The sequence below is a fragment of the Roseiarcus sp. genome (genome assembly GCF_052145395.1).
Classification (GTDB): domain Bacteria; phylum Pseudomonadota; class Alphaproteobacteria; order Rhizobiales; family Beijerinckiaceae; genus Roseiarcus.
The window spans coordinates 1-8,590 of the sequence record NZ_JBKQOT010000465.1 but is presented as its reverse complement, the minus strand read 5'-3'; the positions used below and the strand labels follow the sequence as shown (position 1 = coordinate 8,590).

The following is an 8,590-nucleotide window of genomic DNA, read 5'->3' as shown; positions in this document are numbered from 1 at the left end:
GGTCGACGTGCTGTACGAGAAGGAGCCGTACCTCTTGCCGATCTCGCTCGAGATCGGCGCGAAGATCCTAATTGAGGGGACAGGGGCCTATACGACGACCTATTCCTCGGTCGGCTTCAACGGCTTTGCGCCGCTGAAGTCCTATGTGATCTGAACATACGATCGGACGCTGCGCGGTGCGAGCGCGGCGGCCTCTTCCGCTCTCCTCCGCACTGCTGGTAGACATTCGCCAACAGCGACTCTGGGAGAAGGCTGCGGGAGATGAGTTCCCACGTTTCCATTGCGGCGAAGATTGGTCGGCCGACACGCACGCCGCGGACCACGACTGAGCTTTTGGCGGAGAATGTCGGGTGCCTCGCGATTCTGGACGCGGCTGGCGGGTCTTCCGTCAGCGCCTTTCCGGTCCTCGGCGAGAGCGCGTCGTTCCTGTGGCGGCGGGAGAGCGTGCTGTTCGCCCATGATTGGGCGCCGGATCAGGGGATCTTTCGTTCGCTCAGCGATTTCGACGGCGTGGCGCTTCGAGGCTTTTCTTTGCTCGGGCTCGAAAGCGTGTTTCGGCTGCGGGCGCTCCAGCTGCTCGACGGGCAGGCATGCCTCAAGATTCCGTCGGCAGTCTTCGTCGAAGACATCGGTGAGGCGCCGCGGCTCGTCCGCGGTTTCGGTCGCAGGGTCGTCTCCTCCTGGCCTTTTCAGTCTGTCGTCTTCGTCGCCGACGATGCAGCCGCGGCGGCCCTTTCCGCAGAAGGATTGACGGTCGTCAAGAGGTCGAAGGCGGCGAAAATGAGCGTCCAGGACCTCCTCGGACTGCCCAGGGCCGTTCGTTCCGAGGCGGCGCAGGACCAGGGAATCGGCGTCCAGATCCAGCCGCCGTGGGGCCGGTGCGGAAGCTCGACCGCCTTCGCCAATCAGCTTGAGACCCTCAACGACGGGGGACTGTTCACCATCCGGGCGTTCATCGACCACCAGTTGCGCTGGGGCCCGACGGCCATGCGCCGGCTGGCGGAGTCGATTCCCGAAAATAGGATCGACTCCGCCCCGCATCTCGAGACGTTCGCCAGCGCCGACGGCGAATTCCCTCAGGCTCCCGAAAATGAACTCGCGGAATTTGAGAAATCGGTCCGGATACGAACCCGCTCCACGATATGCGATCGCGTCGCGCGCGATCTGGCCCTCAGGGCGCAAGTCGTCATCGTCAATCGCGCGGTCAGCGTTGGGTTTGCGGCTCATGCGTGTCCACAAGCGAGAGTCGTTCTCGACACGCATGACCACCTCACGCGAAACGCCGTTGCGCGTCTCAAGCGGGAACTGGACGCCTTCCCGGACTGGGGCACCCTGCGCCGGCACCTCGCCCTTGAGCATCGGTTGTGGCGAGCCGCGGACGTCTGCACGACGCCGTCGCTGGACGAAGAAGGCCGGATTCGACGCGCGGCCCTGGCTGCGCTCCTTGTTCTGCCGGAGCCCTACGTCGAGCCCTGGACCGATCCCGGACTGGGCGCGGAGTGGGACGCGCTCGTCGTCGCGGACGATCACGCTTTCAACGTCCGGTCTGTGAGCTGGATGCTGGAAAAGGTCATTAGCCCCGACGCTCGCCTTCGGGGCCTCAAGATCGCGGTCGTCGGGCGGGTGCAACGGGCGCTCGAGCATCTTTGGTCGGAGCGTTTGCCAAGCGTCAAATGGCTCGGCTATGTCGCTGATCTCGACGGCGTGCGGAACGCCTCGCGAATTGCCGTCTGCCCGGATCGGGGAGGGACTGGAATCTCGGTCAAATTGCTGACCGCGCTCGCCGCGGGCCAGCCTGTGGTCGTGACTTCCGCCTCCTTGCGCGGTTTCCCCAAAGCCGTCGCCGAATTCATCCCGGTCGCCGACGACCCTGCGGCCATGGGACAGGACATCCTCCGCCTGTTGGACGATCCAGCCGAGGCGCGCGCGCGGCGCGATTGCGTCGAGCGCGCCAGTCGCAGGCTGCACAAGATGAGCGGATACAGCGCCGCAATCGACCTCGCCTGCGTGGCCCCGGCGGGCGCGGCCGAGGCGCGCCGCTCGCTCGTTGCCGACTTTGCCGCCGAGCCTGCGTCGTCTCCGCTCTGTTTGTCCTTCGATCGACACGTCGCGAGGCTTGCCTTCAACACGGATGGGAACGCGGCGGACTTCCTTGGGATGGGCTGGCATGAGCCGGAAGTCTGGGGCCGCTGGATGGACGGGGATCACTCGACTCTTCGAGTGCCCGCCTCATCGATTTCGTCCCGAACGATGGTCCACGTCCAATTCTGCGACTTTCAACGGCCGATCGGCGTGAGCGTCTCGTGCGGCGGGCGAGTGCTGACCCCGCCGGGGCTGACCACCGCGGCCGGGCGCGCCCGCCTCGAGCTCAGCGAGTCGATGAAGGACCCGGAAGGCGAAGCCATCACGCTCGAATTCCGGACCGACTCCACGACCTGTCCCCGCGAAGCCGACGGGAGCGAGGATTCCCGCGTCCTCGGCGCTGGGATCGAATCGCTCATCTTTACCCAAGAGTCCGATGCGTTCAGGGCGGAAGCTCTCACAATCTCCTTCAGCAGCGAGGGGAACGCGGCTCCCTTCATCGGGCAAGGCTGGTACGGCCCGGAGCCATGGGGACGCTGGATGCACGGGGCCTGGGCGACGCTCCGCCTGCCCGCGTCCTGGTTTGACACGCCCGCGAAAGTCGAAATTCAGTTCGCCGTTCACCGCGCATCGGTCCCGGTTTCCGTCTCCTGTCGCAGCCGGGTCCTCACTCCCCATGGCGCCACCACGGAGGGAAGGGGAATTGAGTTCACCATCGACCCGACAATGCGCGACCCATCGGACGAGTACGTCACAATCGAGATCCAGGCGCTCACGACGGTTTGTCCCCATGACTTAGGCTGGAACACGGACCGTAGAATACTCGGCGCGGGCGTAGAGAGCGTGACGATCACGCGCCTCGACGCCTTTCGAGAGGCCCTGCAAACGGCGGAACCCTACGCTGCATGGTGTCGGGCGACGTTCGGCGAGGTAGTGCCTAAGCCGGGCGTGCTCCACGCCGCGAAGTTCCCGGACAACTCGATCTGGTCCCACAGGGCGCACGACGCCCTGCTCGGGGTCGAGCTGGATTACGTCGCTTCCCTTCTTCGCGAGATCAGAGACACCGAGGTGCCTGGAGCGCTGGTTGAATTCGGGATCTTCAAAGGCTGGTGGCTCGACAAGCTGTTCGAACTGTCGGAGGAAGTAGGGCTTCACCGCCCGATCATTGGATATGACAGCTTCGCCGGCCTCTCAGCCCCGCACCCGATCTATGACTCAGCCTTTTGGAAAAAGGGACAGTATGCGGCCTCACAAGAAATCGTGGCCGCGCACGTCAAGCTCGCCGAAAGAGACCGACTCCAGCTCATCCCTGGCTTTTTTGCAGACAGCTTGACGACGGAGCCGGCGACCGGGGTCGGTCCGATCGCCTACGCCCGAATCGACTGCGATATTTATGAACCGACGCTGGAATGCCTGCGCTATCTCACCCCCCGGCTCAGTCATGGCGCCGTGCTCGTTTTTGACGACTGGCCGCACTCGCTCGACATCGGGGAGGGTCGAGCCTTTTACGAATGGGCGCTCACTGTGCCGAACTTGCGCTTCGAGTTCCTCTCCTTCTGTACGTGGGGTCACTTCTACATTCGGGTGTGGCGTCGGAACGCCAAAGCGGCGGGTCGACGTTGAGGCCGACCCATCGGCTGGAGTCCAAATCGATCGCGCTGCTTTTGGGCCCTCATTCTCCGCCGCGGCGCAACTTCCGCGGCATCATGCCGACGACCTCGCGCAAACCGGGCACCGACTTTGCGAACGCGCTGAGGCGGTGACGGAGATACGTCTGTTGCGCGTAGGACTTGCTGTCGACCCAGCAGAAGTGCAGGCTCATCCGCTGCCCCTTCTGCGGCAAGAAGCCGTGGTAGGACCGGTCGGAAACGCGAAACATCAGCATCTTGCGGTATTCCGGCGGGAACTCGAACGCTGCGTCGTCGCGCGAATTGGAGCGCAGCACGCGCAGGCGTCCTTTCTCGTAAGGCCACTCGCGGCTGAACCCCAGGATCACAGTCATGATCTTGTGCTTGGAATCGGGATGCGCGTAGCCCTCGTTGTAGTGGCCGCTGGTGTTTCCCATCATAACGACCGTCGGATAGGTCTCGCTCAAGTCGATGTCGAACTTCGACTCGACGAGCCGCCTGAACCGCGGGCTTAAAAGGTCCTCGATCACGGCGTCGAACTTCGGACCGTATTTGAGCTGCGGGATTCCATAGGTGCCGCGCTGCGGGATTACCGGCGCGTCGGCCAGAACCGCATCTTTCTTGGAGACCGGCATCGCCTGATCGACGAAGGCGTAGTCGTAGGGGTCGCGCCGAAGTGGCGCGGCGGCGATCGCGTTCTCGTCGAGGATCGAAAACGGGGCTTCGTGATCCGGCACGGGGGGCTCCTGACGTGCGAGGGAAGGCACGCTGTGACGAAGCCCATGCTCGCGGCTCGCGCTTTGATCTGCGTCAAATTCGAGGCGCCGGGATCCGCAACATTCCTCCGACGTTTGGAAAATCGCGCTGGAATCCCGATCAGCGAGTGGAGAAAGCGCTCCACGCGCTTGGGGTGTAATCGGGGATGGAAGCCGCGACGGTATAGACGCGCCAGACATAGGCGGCGGGCGCCCGAGGCAGCGACACGAGCACGGCTGACTGTTCTACAAAGCCCGTGAATGCGCTCTTGTCGCCGGTCGTGTCGAGCGAAAGAACCTGCACGAAAAACCTGACGGGAACGGGCTCAGCCGGCGCGGCCCAGGAGAGTTCGACCTCAAGGCGCTCGCCTGTCCCCGACACCGCAGGGACGAGCGGTCCTGTGGGGACTGCCGGCGCCAATGTCGGGTTTGCGGCGTACCGCGGCGCGCTCGCCAGTTGCGTCGATTCGCGCAGCGATTCCATCTGGCGCGCTGCTGCGGACAGCCCATGAGCCGCTGCGGCGGCGTACCAGTTTGCCGCCATTTCGAGATTGCGCGGCGCACCGTCGCCCGCCTGATAAAGCTGCGCCAGGTTGTACTCGGCCCGGGCATAGCCATGCGCAGCCGCTCGCGCGTACCACAAGGCGGCTTCCGTCCGGTTCCGCTCAGTTCCCGTGCCGCTGTCGAACATCACAGCGACATTGAATTCCGCCGGAACGTATCCGGCCTCGGCGGCGCGACGATACCAATTCAAGGCCGCCGCGGCGTCCTGCTGGACGCCTTCTCCGAGGTCGTAGAGCAGGCCGAGCCCAAACGCGGCGCGCGCATCTCCCTGCTCCGCGCGCGGCCGCCAAATCCGGAGCGCGTCAATGAAGCGCCCGGCGGCATAAGCGGACTGACCGGGATCCCTGCCCCCGCTCTCCTCCGATGCGTAGCGCGAAACCGCGCCCGCGCTGGCAGGGCCCAAGGGGAACAGAATCAGCAGGGCGATCACCGCCGCGAGGCGGTCGAGCGAGTGCCGGTTCTCATGCACGCTCAGGTCAGCGCCACGTAATCTCCACACGCCGATTGCGCTCCTCGGCCACGTTCGGTGCGGTTGGCACCACCAGATCGGTTTCACCCTTGGCCATCACCTGAAACCGCTCGACAGGGATGCCGCGCGCCACAAGGCCTTGAAGCACATTATTGGCCCGCTGTTGGGAAAGCCGTAGATTGGCGCCTGCCGAGCCCGTCGTATCGGCGCTGCCGGTCACAATCATCACAATCGGGTTGCCTGCCCGATAGAGATGGGAAGCCTCATCAAGCAAGGCCAAGTCCTGCTGCCTGACTGCCGCGCTGCCAGGATCGAAGTGAAGCACCAGCGAACTCGGGGTGCTTGGGGCAGGACTGGCCGCCTGGGGCGAGGTGGTCGCTACGGGGGCCGGATTGGCCGCTGCGGGCGCCGCATTGTTGGCCGGATTATTCTGCGCATCTGCTTCCGATGCTGTCGCGCCCACAAGAAGCGCCGCGCCAAACAGGATCTTCAATGACCCACGCATGATCACCTCCCTTCTCGAAGCCTCACCCCCCCCCGACCTTTCAATTTGCCGTCAAGGCGGAATGTTCCAAAACAACTGCTCATCCTTGGAGACGGACCGGCGCGCCGCTTTTTTGTCCACGGTCGCCGGACTTCACGGGATCGCAATCTCGATTGTGCCGGGCTCGGGGAGGGTTCCGCGCATCCGGAGTCCTACCGGATCCACGGCGCCGAGCAGAGGCTCGAGAAGATGACTGACGCCAGCGGCTGCGTCGCGGTCCGACTGGAAATAATAGCCGATCCTTGGCGCTGGTCGTTGAGCATCGACGGGAACGAGTTCGGCGACCTCCAGTCCGGCTGCCGCCAACGCCTGTTGTATGTTCGCCGCGCGGCCGGCGCGGCCCATCTCGTTCCGCGCCACATCCAGGACGACGCGAACCGGCGCGAGCGCCGGCAAACCCGGGACAACCTGCGCAGCCGGACTTTCATCCGCGGTCGGCGTCGTGCTGGCCAAAACATCCGGCGGGGCGGCGCCGACCTTCTGATCCGGAGCGGCGCCCGAGGCGGCAGCTGCGGCCGTTCGAGGCGAGGCCGCTCGATCTGCATCGCCTGAAGCGCCAAGTTGCTCCGCCGCATGCTCAGGGGGACCTTCACGCGTGGTCGGCGCGGCGCTGGCCCGCATCTGCGGCGGCGCGACTTCAGCGCTTGATGTGGCGGCGTTCGGCGTCGAAACCGCTCGATCTCCATCCCCTGAACCGCCGAGCGGTCCCGACGAAAGCGCTGAACCGTCGGGTGATGACCCAGGCCGCTGCGCAATGCCGTTGGGCTGGGGTGGCTCGTCGACAGGCCCGCCGCCCGAGGCGCCCAGCGCAACTGTGGCGAAAGACTGAATGGATCTGGAATCTGCCGTCGTGAGAAGATCCCGGCCCGCGCCGGCCAAAAGACTAGCAAACTGGTCGACACGCCGCATCTCATCCATCCGGCCGGCCGCCGCGGCGGACCTCGCTCTCACGGCAAGGCGATCCGGCAAGACGGTCACCAATTTGAGCCCGTCCGGCGACGCGCTGCGCTCGAGGTTTATGATGCCCTCCAAGAGACCAGAGACCAAATCTACCGACCCACCGGCGACGGCATCCGCCAAATCGTCGACCAACGGATTGAGGGCGTCGCTGATCTGTCCAGGGGTCGGCGGGGCCAACGGTTGAGACAGGTCCGATGGCGTCAAGCCCCCCTGCGGCGCAAGGGCGTCCAGCGACGCAAGCGGCCAAGTCGGTTCCGCGGAGAAGTCGGAGAAAGCGACATACCCGATCGCTGCGAGGCAGCCCAGCGCGGCGATGCCTGCCGCTGAGTAAACCGCGAAACGCGCAGTTCGAACTCGAGATGGAGCCGGCGTCCGATCGACATTTAGCGGGGGCGCCGGATGCGGCGCCGCGCGGATTCCTGCGCGCGCTGGCGATGCCGGCAACGGTCGGTTTGCTTCCCCATCCTGGAACGATCGGAATGTCTCGAAATCCGGCCGACAAAGCCGGTTTCGAAAACCTTCAAATTCTGGTTGGGCAAGCATATCGAGCAGGGCCGGCGCGGCGGCGAGCACGATCTGCAGGACCGGCTCATCCGCCCCCAGCAGTTCGGTCATCAGGCTCAGATAACAGAGCGACCGATGCGAAAGCGTGTGGGCGTCGTCGATCGCAAGGATGACCCTCCGATTCGGATCGGCAGGCAACTGCGCCAACATGGCCAGCGGAGAAAAGTCGCGGCAGCCCTCGACGCCGAGGGCGGCGCCAATCCTCTCCTGCAGTTCAGGCGGCTCAGGCAGCGGCCTTCGGATGTGCAGGATCCGGATCGAGGCGCTGGCGAACGCAGCGAACGCGGCTTCGGGCGCCCGCGCCGAGACTTGACCGCGGCTCGTGACGAGAATCGCCCGCTGTCCCGAGCCGAGAGCGTTAACAATGAACTGAAAGACCTGCAGCTCGGCGAGGCGAGCCATTGCGCTTTGCTGTGATGGATTATCTGCGTTACCATTCATTTCTGCGCACGCCCATCGCCCCCAAGAACCTATATTGGAAATCAGGGAAGAATGCGAGCGGGACCGGACGCTTCCGAGCCAGAGCCTGTGCGGCGGCGGCGCAGCGATTTGTCTTGAACATGAAACAAAGGCCTCCCAAACAGGGGCTGCTGCCCTATTCGTTTTGAGGCTCCCGATGAAAAGCACCCTTCTTGGCGCGACTGCGGCCGCCGGATTTGCAAGCCTCGTCCAACCCGCTTTCGCTGCCGATTCCCGTCCGCTGGTCACGACCCAGCCGGACCCGCAAGCCGACGTCGCGCCGTACTTCGTGTCCGACAGCGACCCGCGCTGGTCGAGCCCCGAATGGCCGGCCGACGACATCGCAGCGCTGCGCAAAAAGGTGAAGTACGTCTTCGTCATCTTCAACGAGAACCGCTCGTTCGACCATGAATACGGGACGTTCCCCGGCGCGAACGGCCTCTATTCCGACGGCCGGACGCCGCGTCCGCCGGCCGACACGCCGGGCTTTGCGCAGACCTACCTCGACACGGCGACCGGCAAAACGGTCACGGTGCAGCCCTTCCTCGTCGGCCCGGCTCAGAAC

At 64.8% G+C, this 8,590-nt stretch carries 7 protein-coding genes and 1 pseudogene; 4 read left to right on the top strand and 4 right to left on the bottom strand.

Translation table 11 applies throughout. From position 1 onward, the window contains the following. Positions 1-154, top strand: a pseudogene (locus tag ACLP25_RS15860) (ornithine decarboxylase); the annotation flags it as partial. 107 nt (positions 155-261) lie between these two features. Next, the gene (locus ACLP25_RS15855) at positions 262-3,705 is read left to right on the top strand and encodes a TylF/MycF/NovP-related O-methyltransferase (protein WP_442470145.1); all 3,444 of its coding nucleotides are present in this window, start codon (positions 262-264) and stop codon (positions 3,703-3,705) included. Between the two features lie 49 nt (positions 3,706-3,754). On the opposite strand, the gene ACLP25_RS15850 is transcribed toward ACLP25_RS15855, so the two are convergent. The 4 genes from ACLP25_RS15850 to ACLP25_RS15835 all read right to left on the bottom strand — a co-directional run bounded on the left by ACLP25_RS15850 (position 3,755) and on the right by ACLP25_RS15835 (position 6,495). Next, on the bottom strand, positions 3,755-4,447 hold the full coding sequence (locus tag ACLP25_RS15850) for a 2OG-Fe(II) oxygenase (protein ID WP_442470144.1): 693 nt from the start codon (positions 4,445-4,447) through the stop codon (positions 3,755-3,757). Positions 4,448-4,586: 139 nt separating this feature from the next. Next, the gene (locus tag ACLP25_RS15845; protein WP_442470143.1) at positions 4,587-5,528 is read right to left on the bottom strand and encodes a tetratricopeptide repeat protein; all 942 of its coding nucleotides are present in this window, start codon (positions 5,526-5,528) and stop codon (positions 4,587-4,589) included. Beyond that, on the bottom strand, positions 5,506-6,003 hold the full coding sequence (locus tag ACLP25_RS15840) for an OmpA family protein (protein WP_442470142.1): 498 nt from the start codon (positions 6,001-6,003) through the stop codon (positions 5,506-5,508). The genes ACLP25_RS15845 and ACLP25_RS15840 overlap by 23 nt, the downstream gene beginning before the upstream one ends. Positions 6,004-6,135: 132 nt before the next feature. Then, entirely contained in the window at positions 6,136-6,495 is a 360-nt protein-coding gene (locus ACLP25_RS15835; protein ID WP_442470141.1) for a hypothetical protein, read from the bottom strand. Positions 6,496-7,401: 906 nt separating this feature from the next. Here ACLP25_RS15835 and ACLP25_RS15830 point away from each other — a divergent pair. After that, the gene (locus tag ACLP25_RS15830; protein WP_442470140.1) at positions 7,402-7,983 is read left to right on the top strand and encodes a hypothetical protein; all 582 of its coding nucleotides are present in this window, start codon (positions 7,402-7,404) and stop codon (positions 7,981-7,983) included. 199 nt (positions 7,984-8,182) lie between these two features. Beyond that, positions 8,183-8,590: alkaline phosphatase family protein (locus ACLP25_RS15825; protein ID WP_442470139.1), on the top strand; the 408-nt coding region annotated here is incomplete at its 3' end.